We start from the raw sequence: 17,447 nt of genomic DNA, 5'->3' as shown, positions 1-17,447 counted from the left end.
TTTTATCCTTCATTTTCTAATATGAGTTTTTTAAGAACAGCCATTCTAATGGCCACTCCATTTTTAACTTGTTTTAAAACTAAGGTTCTTTCATCGCTCATCATTTCATCGCTTATGTCAATATTGCGATTTACAGGGCCTGGATGTAGTAAAATAAGCTTTTTATCTTTTACTAAGCTTTTTTGAATACAAAAATCATTTGCATAGTCTTTAAGTGAAGCGTAAACGGTTTTATTATGTCTTTCTGTTTGTGTTCTAAGACTCATGATAATATCTGAATTTGCTATGATATTCTCATCAAGCTTATAATGTTTTTTAAGATGGGTATTAGGCATAAAATGCGGTGGAGCTACTAGGGTAATATCAAGATTAAATCTGCTTAAAAGTTCTATATTAGACGCTGCTACACGAGAGTTTTTAATATCACCTACGATGCAAATTTTTTTACCTTCGACATCACCTTGAAAATGATTATAAATAGTAAATAAATCTAGCAAAGCTTGGGTAGGATGGGCGTGTTTTCCATCTCCTCCATTAACAACTGGACAATGCATATGCTTTGCTAATATCAAAGGAACTCCTGAGTTTGCGTGTCTTACAACAATAGCATTAGGACTCATGGCATCTAAATTAGCAGCAGTATCATAAAGAGTTTCTCCTTTGCTAGAGCTTGATCTTGAAACATCAAGGCGTAAAACCCTAGCACCTAATCTTCTTGCAGCGCTTTCAAAAGATGAAAGGGTGCGTGTAGAGTTTTCAAAAAAAATTGTCGTGATACTTTTTCCTTTAAGAAAAGTTCTAGGTTTTTCATCTAAGAAATCACTTGCTTCTTTAAAAAGCTCCATAATTTCGACTTTATTAAAATCCTTTGCAGTGATGAGATGACGCATGTTTTTACCTTATTTGATATTGTAATTTAATTCATTTTTAGAACAAATTGCTGTAAAAAGAACATCTGTAGAACTATTTAAAGCAGTTTCAACACTATCTTGAATAACCCCTATAATAAAACCTATGGCAACTACCTTCATAGCAATATCATAGTCTATATTAAATAAAGAACAAGCCAAAGGTATAAGCAGTAAAGATCCGCCCGCAACTCCGCTAGCCCCACAAGCTGCAAAGGTGGCAATAATGCTTAATAAAAAGGCTTGTAAAAGACTGATTTCTATACCAACGGTATTGGCTGCAGTAAGACTTAAAATAGCTATAGTAACTGCTGCTCCTGCCATGTTGATAGTAGCTCCTAAAGGTATAGAAATGCCATAAAATTCTTTATCTATGCCAAGTTTAGCGCAAAGTGCCATATTTACAGGAATATTTGCCGCTGAACTTCTTGTAAAAAAGGCAAAAAATGCACTGTGCCTTAAGCAGATAAAAATCAAAGGAAAAGGATTTTTTCTTGTATAAAAAAAGACTATTAAGGCATTGATAACAAAAGTAACAAAAAGCATAGTAGCTACAAGTAAAATTAAGAGTTTTACATAGCTTAGTAAACCTTGCGCTCCTGTTTGTGCTACAGAATTAGCCACAAGTCCAAAAATTCCAAAAGGAGCAAGTTTTACTATAAATTTAACAATTTTTAAAACCCCTTCATTGATATCTATAAAAACTTGTTTTGCTTCGTTAGAACAGTGTTTTAATGCTATACCTCCAGCTATTGCCCAAGTTAAAATTCCTAAATAATTTCCACTTGAAAGAGCATTTATAGGATTATCGACAATTTTAAATAAAAGATCTTTGAAAATCTCACTCATGTGGGTTGGAGATGAGTTTGTAGCGGTTTGAACTCCATCTAAAACAAGCTTTACAGGGAAGAAAAAATTAGCAAGAACCGCACAAGCTGAAGCAAGAAAGGTGCCTACTATATACAAAATAATAATATTTTTGATCTTAGCACCACTTTGAGAAAAATCTTTAGTGCAAATTGAGGTTAAAATTAAAATAAAAACAAGCATAGGAGCGATAGCTTTTAAGGCACTTGTAAAAAGTATTCCGAGTAAATTTGCAATTTCAGATATTTCTTTAGAACTAATGCCTATGAGTATTCCTAGTACTATACCTATACAAATTTGAACTATGAGGTTGCCTTTAGCGTAGCTTTGAATGATTTTAGAAAACATAAAAACCTTTTAAATATTTTTTATATCAGAAGTTGATTTTAACTAACTTTTGCTTAATTTTAGTAAATTTTTAATTTATCAAGCTTTGATAAGTTTATTTGGATACAATTGTGGTTCATTTTAAATGAAAGGACTTTTTATGTATCTATTCACTTCAGAAGTCGTAAGTGCAGGTCATCCAGACAAGTGCGCTGATATAATCGCTGATACGATAGTGGATATACTCTTGAAAAATGACAAAAATTCAAGGGTGGCGAGTGAGGTTTTTGTCGCAGGAAATAAGGTTGTGATAGGAGGCGAAGTTAAGTCAAATCACAAGCTTAGTAAAGCTGATTACGATAATTTAGTTAAAGATGTTTTAAAAAACATTGGTTATGACGGAGCAGGGCATTTTAGTAAAGAGCAGTGTTTGCATCCTGATGAAGTTGATGTTATGGTGTTTTTAAATGAACAAAGCCCTGATATCAATCAAGGTGTCGATCAAGAAGATGGCGAAACAGGAGCAGGTGATCAAGGTATTATGTTTGGTTTTGCAAGTTGCGAAGCTGAAGAATACATGCCAGCAGCTATTAGTTATGCAAGAATGCTATGCGATAGAGTTTATGCTTATGCAAAAGCAAATCCACATGAACTTGGAGTAGATATTAAAACTCAAGTAACTATTGATTATGGTACTAAGGCAAATTTTGAAAATTGCAAACCGCAAAGTATCCATACTATAGTAGTTTCTGCACCTTGTGTTGAAAGTATGAAAATAGAAGATTTAAGATCTTTGGTGATGAAACTTATCTTAGATAGTAATTTACCAAAAGAACTTTTTGATCCTAATAAAACTAGAATTTTAATTAATCCAACCGGTAAATATGTTAATCATTCTTCTTTGCATGATAGTGGTTTAACAGGAAGAAAGCTTATAGTAGATAGTTTTGGAGGTTATTCTCCAATAGGTGGTGGCGCACAATCGAGCAAAGATTATACTAAGGTTGATAGAAGTGGACTTTATGCAGGTAGATGGCTAGCTAAAAACATAGTTGCAGCAGGGCTTGCTAAAAAATGTATTGTTCAACTTAGCTATGCTATAGGTGTTGCAAAACCTACTTCGGTAAGCGTAGATTGTATGGGCACAAATACTAGTGTAAATGACGATGTTTTAAGTGATTTTGTTATGCAAAATTTCTCTTTAACACCAAATTGGATTCGTGATCAATTTCATCTGGATAAACCAAGTAAAGAAACTTTTCTTTATGCGGATGTAGCAGCTCGTGGGCAAGTAGGACAAAAGGACTATCCTTGGGAAAAACTTGATGCTCTAGAACAGTTTAAAAAGCTACTTTAAAAAATTAACAATATTATACAAGCTTAAATAAGGCTTGTATAATTATAAAGAATTAATGAGGTTATATTAATTTTTGACTTAGAGGGATATTTTTCAATATCCCCCATAAATATAAAAGTTAGGAAGGAAACTAAATTAATTTAGCTTTGGGGTAAAAACCCCTCTAAGTCAAAATATTGTTTGACAGAATTATAATATAAAATAACTTAAATTACTTTAAAATTAAAATTTTTAATATTATTTTTTATCATTAAATATTTCTTTGGATAAATTTTTCCAATCTTTACTTAAAAGCTTTTTAGGGAGTATAACTATATTCTCTTTGCCATTTGTAGCATGATAAACACTAACCCCATATTTACTTGCATAAAATTTCATTAAGAGTTGCTGGAGTTTGTATTCGCTGCTATTATTAAACCAAGCATTGTTGCTTAGGGCTATAATAATTTGTGAATTTTGATAGTTTTGTTCTTTGGTAGCTTCATAACAAATTGCATTTGTGATAATTTGATTATCTAATTTATATTTGCTTTGTATAGGACCTTTAGAAAATTCTTCAATATTTTTAAGAAAATATTTTTTTGTTAAGTCTTTAAAAAATGGAATTTCTTCACCAAAGGGAACTAAAAAATGCTTATTTAAAATATAGACATTGCCTTTTTTAAAGATATAAGTGCTATTGTAAGTATGTTCTTTTTCAACATGAAATGCTCCTGTAATAATGGTGATTTTATAAGATAATTCTTTAAGCATGAGCTCGTATTTGGTATTTTTTAAATCAAAAGCAAAAGCGGTTTCAGGCAAGATTACAAGTTCTTTTTTTTCATTTATAGCTTGAAGTATATCTTGAATTAAGATATCAGAATTTGATTTTAAATTTTCTTGTAAAAATTTTTGATCTTGAGAGATATTAGTATTGATGAGTTTATAGTTTAAATTAAGAGTTTGAGCTTGTTTTTCATTATATTGAAATCCACTAAAGAATAAAATAAGAACAATGGCTATTTTATAATATCTTGATATATAACCCTCATAGATGAAATATGCTATTAAAAATATGCAAATAATACCACGATAACTTGGGTCAAAAAAACCATAAACTGTAAAAATTCCCCAATTAAGCCAATCAAATCCTAAAGGATGAATAAAACTTATGCAAAAAATTCCACAAAGCCTTAAAAAATCAAATTTTAATAAATAACATAATCTAAAAAGTAGTCCATAAATAAAACCAATGATAATTGGTATAATTGGCACTAAATAGTTTAGATTAAAATAAATTGAAGATAAACCAATCCACCAAAACCAAAGAATCCCTACAAAAAAACCTATCCAAAAATATTGTTTAGAATTTTTACTTTTTAGAAGTAAAACTAACCCCCAAATAGCTAAAAATGGGCTAATAGTTTGTGTAAAAATATTTTCAAAAAATGATAGATAAATAGAATTTGAAAGTAAAATTGCAATAAAAAAGACTTTTATTATTTTAAAAATGATAGAATTAGTGTTTAATTTTTTTGGAATAAAGGAAAAATATGGCAGAAAATTCAATTTTAACTTCATTGTTACCTCTTGTAGTGTTATTTGCAATTTTTTATTTCTTGGTGATCAGACCGCAACAAAAACAAGCAAAAGCACATAAACAAATGCTTGAGTCTTTGCAAAAAGGAGATAAAATCATCACTAATGGCGGACTTATTTGTGAAGTCGTAAAACCAGAGGAGGATTTTATCAAAGTTAAGCTTAATGAAGACAATGTTACTGCAAAAATTTCAAGAGAATTTATAGCAAAGAAAATTGATGCGTAATTCTAAAATCAATTATCGCTTGATTATTTTTATAGCGGTATTTATTTTTGGAGTGGCTTTTTCACTCCCTTCTTTTTTGCAGTCAGAACGTGGTGCGAAGATTAATTTAGGGCTTGATTTGCAAGGCGGGCTTTATATGCTCTTAGGTGTAGATAATGAAGAAGCTGTAAAATCTAAAATAAAATCAATTGCATCTTCATTGAGTTATTCTTTTAATAAAGAAAATATTTTAAATGATGGCTTAAATACCCATGATGATATTTTAGAATTTACTTTGCTTGATAATGCAGATATTGCAAAAGTTGAAAATTTGCTTAAAGAAATAAAAGGAATTAATATACAAAGTGAAAATATGCACTATAAAATTTCTTTTACCTCAGAAGAAGTAAAAAATATAGAAAATTTTGCACTTTTGCAAGCAGTTGAAACCATAAGAAATAGGCTTGATCAATTTGGTTTAGCAGAGCCAACAGTTGCTAAACAAGGTGATGATAAGATTTTGGTTGAACTTGCAGGGATTAAAACCAAAGAAGATGAACTAAGAGCAAAAGAACGCATCACAAAAGCAGCACATTTGCAACTTATGGAAGTTGATGATTCTAAAATGGGTCAAGCTTCTACAATGAGTGATGCTGAGGCTGCGAGTTATGGACTGATTTTAGTACCTGATTCTAGAAATCCAAATTTAAAATATACCTTAAAAAGCATACCTATTTTAGATGGATCTATGCTTACTGATGCTAGAGTAGGGATTAGTGATAAGAGTAATTATCCTGTGATTAATTTTACTTTAAATGCCGAGGGTTCTAAAAAATTTGCTGATTATACAGGAGCAAATGTTGGAAAGCGTCTTGCTATTGTACTTGATAATAAAGTGTATTCTGCCCCATCTATCAATGAACGCATAGGTGGAGGTAGTGGGCAAATCAGTGGAGCTTTTACCCAAGAAGAAGCGCGTGATGTGGCGGTAGCTTTAAGAAGTGGAGCTTTGCTTGCGCCTGTAAAATTACTTGAACAAAGAAGTATAGGACCATCTTTAGGTGCTGATAGTATCAAAATGAGTATGATAGCCTTAATCGGTGCATCGGTTTTTATTGTAATATTTATGATGATGTATTACGGTGTGGCAGGAATTTTTGCAAATATTGCAATGCTAGTTAATGTTTTGGTAGTAGTGGCTGTTATGGCTATGTTTGGAGCAACTTTAACTTTACCAGGGATGGCAGGACTTGTTTTAACTGTGGGTATGGCAGTAGATGCAAATGTGATTATCAATGAGCGCATACGAGAACTCTTGCGAGATGGAGTAAATATAAGAGCTAGTATAGAACAAGGTTATAAAAATGCTATGAGTGCGATTATAGATTCAAATATCACTTCTTTAGTTACTTCGGTGGCACTTTATGCCTATGGAACAGGAGCAGTTAAAGGTTTTGCTGTGACTTTGGGAATTGGTATCGTTGTTTCTATGATTACAGCTATTTTAGGAACTCACGGAATGTTTGATTATTTTATGCAACGCATAGAAAAAAGTAATAATACAAGATTTTGGTTTGGTTACAGGAGAAGATAATGCAGTTTTTTAGCGAAAAGAAAATTTATGATTTTATGAGAATGCGTTTTGCTGCTATTTCTCTTTCTTTTATTTTGTTTTTTGGTTCTATTTATTTGCTTTGGGATAGGGGTTTGCAATATGGCATTGATTTTAGCGGGGGAACTTTAGTTCAGCTTAAATATGAAAATGCAGCTCCTATAACACAAATCCGAGAAATTTTAGAAAAACAAGGAACTTTTCAAAATTTATCTGTAACTGAATTTGGAAGCAATGAGGAAGTAACCATACGCTTTTTAGGAAGTAATGATAATGTAAGCAATGATATAGGTGAGCATATAAGCACTCTTTTAAAGGATACGGGAAAATTTGAAGTGCGTCGTGCTGATGTGGTAGGTCCAAAAGTAGGTGATGAACTTAGAAATAAGGGACTTATGGCTATAGCTGTATCTTTGATAGCAATTTTAATTTATATAGCGTTGCGTTTTGAGTGGCGTTTTGCTCTCGCGGCTATAATCAGTGAAATTCATGATGTTGTGATTACTTTAGGGGCAATTTCTTTATTTAAAATTGATGTCAATCTAGATACTTTGGCTGCTGTTTTAACTGTGCTTGGGTACTCTTTGAATGATACAATTATTATTTTTGATAGAATCAGAGAAGGCATTAAAACAAGTAAAAAAACCGAACTTGCACCTATTATCAATGAAAGTGTTTCAGCAACTTTATCAAGAACGGTTTTAACTTCAGGGTTAACTTTAGCAACCGTTGTGATACTTTATTTCTTTGGCGGGGAAATGATACAAGGATTTTCTTTGGCTTTAATTGTAGGTATTATAGCGGGAACTTTAAGCTCTATTTTTGTTGCAAGTCCGACATTATTATGGTTTAAATTTAGTGTGCTTGAGTTTAGAAATAAAGAAATTGAAAAAGCAAAAAGAAAACAAGATAAAGAACGCAATCGTGCAATGTATGAAAAAGGAACAGTGTAAGGAGAATTTATGGCTTATGAAGCAAGTTTAATAGAAAAAAAATGGCAAAAAATTTGGGATGAAAATGAATATTTTGAGCCAAAAGATGATTTAAATTTGCCTAAAAAATATATTTTATCAATGTTTCCTTATCCTAGCGGACGCATTCACATGGGGCATGTAAGAAATTATACTATAGGTGATGCTTTAGCAAGATATTATCGCAAGATAGGATTTAATGTTTTGCATCCTATAGGTTTTGATAGCTTTGGTATGCCTGCTGAAAACGCAGCTATTAAACATAAAATTCATCCTAAGTCATGGACTTATGAAAATATAGCTTATATGAAAAAAGAACTTTTTTCTTTAGGTTTTTCTTTTTCTAAAAAAAGAATGCTTGCTACTTCAGATCCACTTTATACAAAATTTGAGCAAGAATTTTTTATTAAGATGTTTGAAAAAGGTTTGATTTACACTAAAGAAGCAAATGTGAATTGGTGTGAGCAAGATCAAACGGTTTTGGCTAATGAGCAAGTTGAAGACGGAAAATGTTGGCGTTGTGGTCATGAAGTGGCGCAGAAAAAAATGCCAGGTTATTATGTAAAAATCACTGCTTATGCTGAGGAACTTTTAAAAGATTTAGAAGAATTAAAAGATAAATGGCCTAATCAAGTTTTAACTATGCAAGAAAATTGGATTGGTAAAAGCGAAGGTTTGGAATTTTCTTTAAATTTAGACGAAGAAAGCAAGCAAAAAACTAAAGAAAGTTCTTTAGAAGTTTTTACTACAAGAGCAGATACAATTTATGGAGTTTCGTATATCGCTTTAGCTCCAGAACATAAAATTGTTCAAAATTTGCTTTCGCAAAATTTATTAAATCAAGATGTATTAAATAAAATCAAAGCTATTCAAAATCAAAGCCCAAGAGAAAGACAAAGTTCTGAAAAAGAAGGTTATTTTTTAGGAATTTATGCCATTCATCCTTTAAGCGGAGAAAAAATTCCTTTATGGGTGGCTAATTTTATCTTGGCTGATTATGGTAGTGGAGCGGTTATGGCTGTTCCAGCTCATGATGAAAGAGATTTTGAATTTGCAACAAAATATAATCTTGCCATCAAACAAGTTATTCAAACTCAAGAAAATTTACCTTATACGCAAAAATCAGGAAAATTAATCCATAGTCAAGAATTTGATAATCTTGATTGTAATGAGGCAAGATTAAAAATTATTTCTCAGTTTGAAGCTAAAAATATAGGAAAAAGGGTTGTAAATTTTAAAATTCGTGATTGGGGTGTTTCGCGTCAAAGATATTGGGGTGCGCCTATTCCTATGATTAAATGTCAAAGCTGTGGTATAGTACCTCAAAAACTAGAAAATTTACCTATTACTCTGCCTGAAGATGTGCAAATTACAGGAGAGGGCAATCCACTTGATAAACATCCAACTTGGAAAAATTGTATTTGTCCTAAATGTGGCAAAGAGGCTCAAAAAGAAAGCGATACTTTAGATACTTTTTTTGAAAGTTCTTGGTATTTTGCACGTTTTGCAAGTGATGAGAAAACTTGGCAGGAAAAAGCTTTAGATGAAAAAAGTGTGAAGTATTGGATGAGTGTGGATCAATATATAGGTGGTATTGAACATGCAATCTTGCATTTACTTTATGCGAGATTTTTCCAAAAAGCTTTAAGAGACTTGGGTTATTTAACGCAAAATGAACCTTTTGATAGACTTTTAACTCAGGGTATGGTGTTAAAAGATGGTGCTAAAATGTCAAAATCAAAAGGCAATGTTGTAGATCCTGATGAGATTATAGAAAAATACGGTGCTGATACCGCAAGACTTTTTATACTTTTTGCTGCGCCTCCGGCTAAAGAGCTTGAATGGAATGATGATGCTGTTGAAGGGGCTTATAGATTTATTTGCAAACTCTATGATAGGGCGCAAAATGTTAAAAAAGGTGAGCTTGTAGAATTAAAACAAGAAAATTTAAACAAAGAAGAAAAATATGCAAGATTAAAGGTATATGAAGCTTTGAAAAAATCTTTTGAAGTTTATCATCAAAGTTTTGCTTTTAACACTTTAATTGCAGCCTGTATGGAGGCTTTAAATGCTTTAGCGCTTTGTAAAAATGAGGCTTTGGAGCAAGAGGCTTTTTATATTATTTTAAATATTTTAGAGCCTATCATTCCTCATGTTTGTTTTGAGCTTAGCGAGGAGCTTTTTAAATGTAAAAATTTCAAAAAATTAGAACTCAAAGAAGAGGTTTTTGTAAAAGATACTTTAAATTTAGCTGTAAGTATTAATGGTAAAAAAAGGGCTGAATTTGAAATTTCAAGTAGTGCGAGCAAAGAAGAAATTTTAGCTTTTGCAAAAGAAAATACTGCTAAATGGCTTGAAGGCAAGAGTATAGTTAAAGAAATTTATGTGGAAGGAAAGCTAGTTAATCTAGTGATTAAATGAAAAAGATTTTAATTTTTTGTATTGGTTTATTTTTAGGTGCTTGTGGATATATTCCTACATCAAAAATCGCTAATAATATTTTCGATGAGAAAGTTTATGTTAATGTTGAATTAAGTCAACAAGACCCAAAAAATAGTATCTATGTTGCCGATACTTTAAAAGAAATGGTAATTTCAAAATTAGGGCGTAAGCTTGCTTTAAAACATGAGGCAGATGATGTAATTAATGTTAAAATGAATAATTTAGAATTTATTCCTTTAGCTTATGATAAAAATGGTTATGTCATTAGTTATAAAGCTAAATTAAATTTAGATTTTAATGTTGTCTTTAAAGATGGTTCAAGTCAGGCTTTTAGTACAAGTGGAAGTTATAATTTTGAAATTTCTCCAAATAGTATTATTAGTGATTCTGCAAGGTATGAGGCTATTCGAGCAGCTTCAAGCGAGGCATTTGATGAGTTTATTTCCGTAATTGCTATTAAAGGGCAAAAACGTGATTCCAAATACTAATGAAATAGCAAAGCAAACTTTAATTGCATTAAAAGAAAGAAAACTAAAACCAACTCCTGAAAATTATACGGAAATTTTTGAAGAATTATCTTTAAAATATGGTATTACAAGTTCAAATAAGGCTAAACTTGATAAATACAAAACCTTGCTTTTACCGATTTATCAACAAGAATTAAATTCTAAAACTATAAGAAGTTTAGAAGAACTAATTAGTTTTTTAATTTCTGTTTTAAATAGACAAAGCGGAAAACAATTTAGTGAATTTTTTGATTTTTTATATACCATATCTAAAACTTTGCAAATAAGTAAGGATAAAAAGATAAGAGATTTGGCTAAGGTGACTTCGATTAGAATTTCTAAAACTATGGATAGTGAAAGTATTTACTTGCTTACTAAAAAATGGAAAGAGCTTGAAAGAAATTACGATGAAAATGACTTAGAAGAACAAGCTCGCAAATATGGTATTAGTAAATATGATGATTATGATAGCGTGATTAAAAAACTCTTAGTTAAACTTGAAGAGCGTAGTTATGAGCACTTTAGTGAATTATTATGCTTGGGTTTAAATCCTTCATTGGTAGAAGATTTAAAAATTCAAGGTTTTATACAAAATTTAACACAAAAGCCTTTTGTAATAGGCGAAGAAAATTTTAAAAATGAACTAATGGAATTTATAAATCATCGTATAATGGTTGATAATATGTATGTCCAAAAAAATTTAAATTTTTTTAATGATAATCTAAAAAAAATCTATGAATTGCTTGTCTTACTTAATAAATCGAATGAAAAAAATATGGATTTTATCAATACTTTAAAACCAGATGAAAATGGGGAAGTAAAACTTAGTTTTGAGGATTTAAAACTAAAATTTAAACAACTTGGAGAAAAAATTACATCTTTAAATAATCAAATTGAATTCACGCAAAGCTTAGAAGAGAGAGAGGCTTGGAGTGTTCTTAAAGAGCTTGATAAAATGGATGAAAATTTTAATAAGTATAAAGTTAATTATTCTTTAGCTTTATTTTCTATAGTAAATTACCGTTTCATTATGGAAAAATACGGTATGGGAAGTTTGAATGAAATTTTTGTTCGATTTAAAAAAATTTTAAAAGATTCTTGTAGCGAATTTGATGAATTGTGGATGATAGATGAAAAGAGTTATTTGATTGTTTCGCCAGGAAAAAGCAAAGATGAAATTACACAGCTTGTAAATACAAATCTTAAAACTATAGAAAATTTTAGATTTATTTATAAGCAAGATATTATAACTCCTAAAATTCACGTGGCTTATCTTGATAAGCAAAGTAAGCCAAGTATTAATATTTTAGATGAGTTAATAAAGCAAATTGCAGCGGTTAATGAACAATATAATGAAAGTTGAGAATTTTTTAGCTCAAAAAAGTATAAATTACGATAAAATTGATCGTTTTTTGATGTTTAGAATGTATGAAAAATATAAGAAATATTTTAAAAATATTCCCATAATCCAACTTATAGGCACAAATGGTAAAGGTAGCACGGGTAGATATTTAACCCAACTTTTAGAAAATTTAAATTATAAAATAGGGCATTATACTAGTCCGCACATTTTCAGTTTTAATGAAAGATTTTATCTTGATGGTAAGATTGCAAATGATGAAGAATTAGAACAAGCTCATATAAGACTTGAAGAAATTTTTAAACAAGACTTGCAAAAATTAAGTTATTTTGAATATGCTACTTTTTTAGCTATGATTTTATTTCAAAAATGTGATTTTATTGTTTTAGAAGCAGGAGTGGGTGGAGAATATGATGCTACTTCTGTTTTTGAAAGAAGAATGAATATTTTTACAAGAATTGGATTTGACCATATTCAAATTTTGGGCAATTCTTTAGAAGATATTGCAAGAACCAAGCTTAAAGTTATGGCGCCTATAGCACTTATAAGTGATGAGCAAGAGCAAAATGTTTTAAATTTAGCAAAAAAAATTGCTTTTTTAAAAAAAGCTAATTTGCAAGTTTCTTCTTTAAATCCTTTTTTGAAAGAAAAATTTGAGATTTATTGTGAAAAGTTTGTTTTACCTTGTTTTTTAAAGCATAATTTAAAGCTTGCATTAAAGGCTTGTGAAATTTTAACTTCGCAAGAAAAAACCTTAGAAGCTTTAAAAAAGTTACAAGAGTTAAATTTACAAGGAAGATGCCAAGAAATTTCTCCAAATTTTTTTGTTGATGTGGGTCATAATCCCATGGCTGCTAAGGCTATGCTTGATAAATTTCAAGGAGAAAAAATAAATCTTATTTATAATGCTTATTTGGATAAGGATATTTTTCAAATTTTAAATACATTAAAGCCTATTATTGATACAATACAAATATATAAATATAAAAGTGCAGAACGAAAGCTGGCCGATGATGAAATTTATAGTATTGCATCAAAGCTAGGTATACAATGCAAAGAATTTGTAAAATTAGAAGAGAATAAAAAAAATCTAGTTTTTGGTTCTTTTATGCTGGTAGAAAATTTTTTAAAGGAGTGGTGTGGTAAAAAATAAATTCACTATTACCATTACAGATATTAACGGTTCAAGACATTTTTATTTAAATCAAATAATCAAAAAAATAGTTTTTTATACTATTGCTTTTATTGTTTTATTTTTAGTTTTTAGTGGTTTTTATATCAAATATCTCGATAGCAAACTTAGCGATATCAGTGAAAAGCGTGAGGAGCTTTTGAAAAAAAGCAAAGAATTGGAATTATCTAATTCGCAAATGCAAAAAAGCATAGAAGAAAAAACCCAGCAGTATGCAGCTATAGAAGATAAAATAGCTTCTTTTGAAGAGGCTTTGGGCTTAGAAGTAGAAAATAATCTTACAATTAGTGCAAGACTTGATAATCTTCAGCTTACCAATGAGCAGCAACTTGGAATTTTGGGACAAATTCCTAATGGATGGCCTATTGAAAATAAAGGCATTACAGGAAATTTTGGCTGGAGAGAGCATCCGCTTTTAAAAAGAAGGGAATTTCATCCTGGTATTGATTTAAGAGCAGAAATTGGTACCCCTATTTATGCACCAGCAAGTGGAGTAGTGGAATTTTCAGGTTATAGTGATAATGGCTATGGCTATAATGTAATTTTATTGCATAATTTTGGTTTTAAAACAGTATTTGCTCATATGATGCGCAAAGAAGTAGTCAAAGCAGGTCAATTTGTTAGCAAGGGGCAGTTGATAGGTTATAGCGGCAATACAGGTCTTTCTACGGGACCGCATTTGCACTATGAGGTAAGGTTTATTAATAAAACTTTAGAACCTTTATATTTTTTAAATTTGCAAAGAAAAAATATGAATGATTTTTTTAATCAAGAAAGGAGAGTTCCATGGCAATCTTTAATAAAGGCGGTATCAGCCCAACATCCAGCTCTAGCTCAGAAACAACAGTAATTTCTTCAGGTGCGAGAATTGAGGGTAAATTTTATTTTGCTTCTATGCTTCATGTTGATGGAGAGTTAAGTGGTATTATTCATTCTGAAAGCATTGTGGTTATCGGAAAAAATGGAAATTTAAAAGGTGAATTACAAGCAGATAAAATTGTAGTAAATGGGTATTTTGAAGGGCAACTTGAGGCCAATAGTTTAGAAATTTTAGCGGGCGGAGTTGTTAATGGCGATATTTCAACGCAAAAAATTTCTATAGAAAATGGCGGTCGCTTTAATGGAACTAGTAAAATTAAAGAAGATACTATCAAACTTATTGAAAATAATAACGAAGAATAATGCAAGCTTCATTTTATGAATACCTACAAAATCCAAAAATTTGTGAACTTTTGCTTTGTAAAGATGAAAAACAAGCAGATTTACTCGCTCAAGTTTCACGATTTAAGGGTTTAAAAACCTTTGTTTTACCTGATTTTAGAGCGCAGTTTGGAGATGATTTAAGGGCTTTTTCCAAAGAACTTTTTGATCTTTGCAAGATTTTAAATGCTTATCATAAAGAAGAAGAAAAAAAAATCCTTATTTCTCCTTTAAATACTGTTTTAAAAAAACTTCCTTCAAAAAAACATTTGCAAAATTATCATATCGATAAAAAACAAAATTTTGATTTGAAATGTTTTGAAGATGAAATTTCAAGATTGGGATACGAATTTGTAGATATAGTTCAGGATAAAGGTGAAATTTCAATTCGTGCGGATATTATTGATATTTTTTGTATCAATGAAGAAAATCCTATTAGAATTTTGCTTTTTGGCGAAGAGATTGAAAGTATAAGATATTTTGATTTGCAAAGTCAAAAGTCTATTCCTAACGAACTAGAACATTTTGAAATTTGTCCTTTTTTAAAATATTTTGACAAAGAAAATTATGAAATTTTTAAGGACAAATTAGAAGATTTTCAAAGTGATACTTTAATACATGATATCAATTCTTTAGGGTTTTGGTGTATTGATGATTTTTTTAATTATTTAGAACTTGATTTTTTAGCTTGTGAAAAGTTTGATATTAACGAATATGAAAAAGATATAAGTTTTGTGAATGCAAAAATTTTACCTCAAGCTAAAAAATTTAAAGAATTGCAAAGTTCTTACAATAAAGATTTTTTTGAATTTCATAAAAATAAAAAAATCACACTTTTAGCTAAAAACGAAGCTTTGTTTAAAGCTTTGGAGCTTGAAGATACTCAAAATATCCATTTTGTAAAAAGTGATTTAAGGCTTAATCTTATTAGTCCTGAAGAGCTAATCATTTCTTTAAATCAAAAAGAAAAACAAAAAACAAGAAAAAAAGCTAGTTTGATTATAGATGAGCTTAAAAATGGGGATTATATAGTACACGAAGATTATGGGGTAGGTAAATTTTTAGGTCTTGAGATGATAGTGATAAGCGGAGCAAAAAAAGAGTTTGTTGCTATAGAGTATCAAAATTCTGATAAGCTTTTATTACCAGTGGAAAATCTTTATTTAATTGATAAATATTTGGGCGTGAGTGGATCTATTCCAAGTTTAGACAAATTAGGTAAAACAAGCTTTATTAAACTTAAAGAAAAATTAAAAACTAAACTTTTAGCCATAGCTTCTGAAATTGTTATTATGGCAGCTAAAAGATCTTTAGTGCAAGCAAAAAAAATCACAGTGGATTTAAGTAGACAAGCTGATTTTATAACTAGTGCGGGTTTTATTTATACAAGCGATCAAGAGAAAGCTTGTCATGAAATTTTGCAAGATTTTCAAAGTGGAAAAGTTATGGATAGGCTTTTAAGCGGTGATGTGGGTTTTGGAAAAACTGAAGTCGCTATGAATGCTATTTATCCAGTAGTTAAAAGTGGATTTTGTGCATTTTTATTTGCGCCTACAACTTTGCTTTCTCATCAGCATTATAAAACCTTAAAAAAGCGTTTTGATCCTTTTGATATAGAGGTTTTTAAACTGGATCGCTTTACAAGTAGTGCAGAAAAAAAACAAGTTTTACAAAATTTAAAAGAAAATAAAGCTTGTGTAGTTGTAGGAACTCATGCGCTTTTAAGTGTAGAATGTGAAAATTTAGCCCTTGTTATTATTGATGAAGAGCATAAATTTGGAGTGAAGCAAAAAGAAAAGCTTAAAGAAATCACTCAAAATTCACATATTTTATCCATGTCAGCAACCCCTATACCAAGAAGCTTAAATCAAGCTTTAAGTTCTATAAAATCTTATAGTGTTTTGCAAACTCCACCAGAAGATAGAATGGATGTAAGAACTTTTGTCAAAGAAAATGATGACGCACTTTTAAAAGAAGCTATAGCAAGAGAGTTAAGACGTGGTGGGCAAATTTTTTATATTCATAATCATATTGCAAGTATAGAGCAATGCAAAAAACATTTATTAGAACTTTTTTCTACTTTGCGTATTTTGATTTTGCATTCTAAAATCGATGCCAAGGTGCAAGAAGAAGAAATGTTGAAATTTGAAAACAAAGAATATGATTTGCTTTTAAGTACCTCTATCGTAGAAAGTGGGATTGATTTACCTAATGCAAATACTATTATAGTAGAAAAAAGCGATCGTTTTGGTATGGCCGATTTGCACCAATTGCGTGGGCGTGTGGGAAGAAGTGATAAGCAAGGTTATTGTTATTTTTTAATCGAAGATAAAAATGCTATCACAAAAGATGCTTTAAAGCGTCTAGTTTCTTTAGAAAGTAATTCTTTTTTAGGTGCAGGTTCTGTTTTGGCTTATCATGATCTTGAAATTCGTGGCGGTGGAAATTTATTAGGCGTGGATCAAAGTGGACATATCGAGCAAATTGGATATAGCTTATATCTTAAAATGTTAGAAGATGAACTTAATGCTTTAAGTAAAAATGAAGTGGATCAAAAAGAAAATAAACTTGATTTAAAACTCAATGTTAATGCCTTTTTAAACAGCGAACTTATCAGCGAAGATCGCTTAAGATTAGAACTTTATAGAAGACTTAGCAAGTGTGAGCAAGTTCATGAGGTTTATGAGATCGAAGGTGAAATTGAAGATCGCTTTGGAAAACTTGACATTTATACTAAGCAATTTTTATCTTTGATTATTATTAAAATTTTAGCTTTAAATAAATTTAAAAGTATTAGCAATTATGAGCAAAATATTCAATTTACTGCTTTAAATGATGAAAAAGAACTCATCAAGGCAAAAAGCAAAGACGATGATGATATTTTAGAGGCAATTTTGACGCATTTAAGAAAGGCTTAA

At 30.3% G+C, this 17,447-nt stretch carries 14 protein-coding genes; 11 read left to right on the top strand and 3 right to left on the bottom strand.

The genetic code is table 11. The features are described from left to right. Positions 1–2: 2 nt before the first annotated feature. Complete coding sequence (locus tag AJN56_RS06550; protein WP_002869044.1) at positions 3–890, bottom strand: aspartate carbamoyltransferase catalytic subunit; 888 nt, start codon at positions 888–890, stop codon at positions 3–5. Positions 891–899: 9 nt separating this feature from the next. Next, the gene (gene sstT, locus AJN56_RS06545) at positions 900–2,123 is read right to left on the bottom strand and encodes a serine/threonine transporter SstT (RefSeq protein ID WP_002856259.1); all 1,224 of its coding nucleotides are present in this window, start codon (positions 2,121–2,123) and stop codon (positions 900–902) included. Between the two features lie 139 nt (positions 2,124–2,262). Here sstT and metK point away from each other — a divergent pair, with 139 nt between their 5' ends. After that, entirely contained in the window at positions 2,263–3,459 is a 1,197-nt protein-coding gene (gene metK / locus AJN56_RS06540; RefSeq protein ID WP_002869045.1) for a methionine adenosyltransferase, read from the top strand. 237 nt (positions 3,460–3,696) lie between these two features. On the opposite strand, the gene AJN56_RS06535 is transcribed toward metK, so the two are convergent. Next, entirely contained in the window at positions 3,697–5,022 is a 1,326-nt protein-coding gene (locus AJN56_RS06535) for an apolipoprotein N-acyltransferase (RefSeq protein WP_002856545.1), read from the bottom strand. Between AJN56_RS06535 and yajC the strand changes: the two genes are divergently transcribed. The 10 genes from yajC to AJN56_RS06485 are packed head-to-tail and all read left to right on the top strand — an operon-like array spanning position 4,995 to position 17,447. Further along, positions 4,995–5,267 carry a preprotein translocase subunit YajC gene (gene yajC / locus AJN56_RS06530; RefSeq protein WP_002786346.1) on the top strand — a complete coding sequence of 91 codons (273 nt, stop codon included), beginning with the start codon at positions 4,995–4,997 and terminating at the stop codon, positions 5,265–5,267. The genes AJN56_RS06535 and yajC overlap by 28 nt on opposite strands. Further along, positions 5,260–6,840, top strand: a complete 1,581-nt coding sequence (gene secD, locus AJN56_RS06525) for a protein translocase subunit SecD (RefSeq protein WP_002855740.1) — start codon at positions 5,260–5,262, stop codon at positions 6,838–6,840. The genes yajC and secD overlap by 8 nt, the downstream gene beginning before the upstream one ends. After that, positions 6,840–7,811, top strand: a complete 972-nt coding sequence (gene secF / locus AJN56_RS06520; RefSeq protein ID WP_002853635.1) for a protein translocase subunit SecF — start codon at positions 6,840–6,842, stop codon at positions 7,809–7,811. Before secD ends, secF begins: the two co-directional genes overlap by 1 nt. A gap of 9 nt (positions 7,812–7,820) precedes the next feature. Next, positions 7,821–10,250, top strand: coding sequence for a leucine--tRNA ligase (leuS, locus tag AJN56_RS06515; protein ID WP_002855948.1), 2,430 nt, complete (start codon positions 7,821–7,823; stop codon positions 10,248–10,250). Beyond that, positions 10,247–10,759 carry an LPS assembly lipoprotein LptE gene (gene lptE / locus AJN56_RS06510; RefSeq protein WP_002852685.1) on the top strand — a complete coding sequence of 171 codons (513 nt, stop codon included), beginning with the start codon at positions 10,247–10,249 and terminating at the stop codon, positions 10,757–10,759. Before leuS ends, lptE begins: the two co-directional genes overlap by 4 nt. Next, positions 10,743–12,140, top strand: a complete 1,398-nt coding sequence (locus AJN56_RS06505; protein ID WP_002856019.1) for a hypothetical protein — start codon at positions 10,743–10,745, stop codon at positions 12,138–12,140. The genes lptE and AJN56_RS06505 overlap by 17 nt, the downstream gene beginning before the upstream one ends. Next, positions 12,106–13,290: a folylpolyglutamate synthase/dihydrofolate synthase family protein gene (locus tag AJN56_RS06500; RefSeq protein WP_074468975.1), complete on the top strand. Its 1,185-nt coding sequence runs from the start codon at positions 12,106–12,108 to the stop codon at positions 13,288–13,290. Before AJN56_RS06505 ends, AJN56_RS06500 begins: the two co-directional genes overlap by 35 nt. Continuing rightward, positions 13,277–14,179 carry a M23 family metallopeptidase gene (locus AJN56_RS06495; protein WP_002855832.1) on the top strand — a complete coding sequence of 301 codons (903 nt, stop codon included), beginning with the start codon at positions 13,277–13,279 and terminating at the stop codon, positions 14,177–14,179. Before AJN56_RS06500 ends, AJN56_RS06495 begins: the two co-directional genes overlap by 14 nt. Then, the gene (locus AJN56_RS06490) at positions 14,116–14,511 is read left to right on the top strand and encodes a polymer-forming cytoskeletal protein (RefSeq protein ID WP_002868630.1); all 396 of its coding nucleotides are present in this window, start codon (positions 14,116–14,118) and stop codon (positions 14,509–14,511) included. The genes AJN56_RS06495 and AJN56_RS06490 overlap by 64 nt, the downstream gene beginning before the upstream one ends. After that, positions 14,511–17,447 carry a DEAD/DEAH box helicase gene (locus tag AJN56_RS06485; RefSeq protein WP_002854010.1) on the top strand — a complete coding sequence of 979 codons (2,937 nt, stop codon included), beginning with the start codon at positions 14,511–14,513 and terminating at the stop codon, positions 17,445–17,447. Before AJN56_RS06490 ends, AJN56_RS06485 begins: the two co-directional genes overlap by 1 nt.

Origin of the sequence: Campylobacter sp. BCW_4319 (genome assembly GCF_001764435.1) — a bacterium.
In the GTDB taxonomy this organism is placed as follows: domain Bacteria; phylum Campylobacterota; class Campylobacteria; order Campylobacterales; family Campylobacteraceae; genus Campylobacter_D; species Campylobacter_D jejuni.
The sequence above is the reverse complement of the archived record's forward strand: the minus strand, read 5'-3'. Positions and strand labels throughout refer to the sequence as shown.

Bases quoted from the DNA above. Each gene is read 5' to 3' on its own strand.
- lptE (WP_002852685.1), top strand. From the start codon at position 10,247: ATGAAAAAGATTTTAATTTTTTGTATTGGTTTATTTTTAGGTGCTTGT.
- AJN56_RS06485 (WP_002854010.1), top strand. From the start codon at position 14,511: ATGCAAGCTTCATTTTATGAATACCTACAAAATCCAAAAATTTGTGAA.
- secD (WP_002855740.1), top strand. From the start codon at position 5,260: ATGCGTAATTCTAAAATCAATTATCGCTTGATTATTTTTATAGCGGTA.
- AJN56_RS06550 (WP_002869044.1), bottom strand. From the start codon at position 890: ATGCGTCATCTCATCACTGCAAAGGATTTTAATAAAGTCGAAATTATG.
- leuS (WP_002855948.1), top strand. From the start codon at position 7,821: ATGGCTTATGAAGCAAGTTTAATAGAAAAAAAATGGCAAAAAATTTGG.
- yajC (WP_002786346.1), top strand. From the start codon at position 4,995: ATGGCAGAAAATTCAATTTTAACTTCATTGTTACCTCTTGTAGTGTTA.
- secF (WP_002853635.1), top strand. From the start codon at position 6,840: ATGCAGTTTTTTAGCGAAAAGAAAATTTATGATTTTATGAGAATGCGT.
- AJN56_RS06535 (WP_002856545.1), bottom strand. From the start codon at position 5,022: ATGAAGTTAAAATTGAATTTTCTGCCATATTTTTCCTTTATTCCAAAA.
- metK (WP_002869045.1), top strand. From the start codon at position 2,263: ATGTATCTATTCACTTCAGAAGTCGTAAGTGCAGGTCATCCAGACAAG.
- sstT (WP_002856259.1), bottom strand. From the start codon at position 2,123: ATGTTTTCTAAAATCATTCAAAGCTACGCTAAAGGCAACCTCATAGTT.
- AJN56_RS06490 (WP_002868630.1), top strand. From the start codon at position 14,116: ATGGCAATCTTTAATAAAGGCGGTATCAGCCCAACATCCAGCTCTAGC.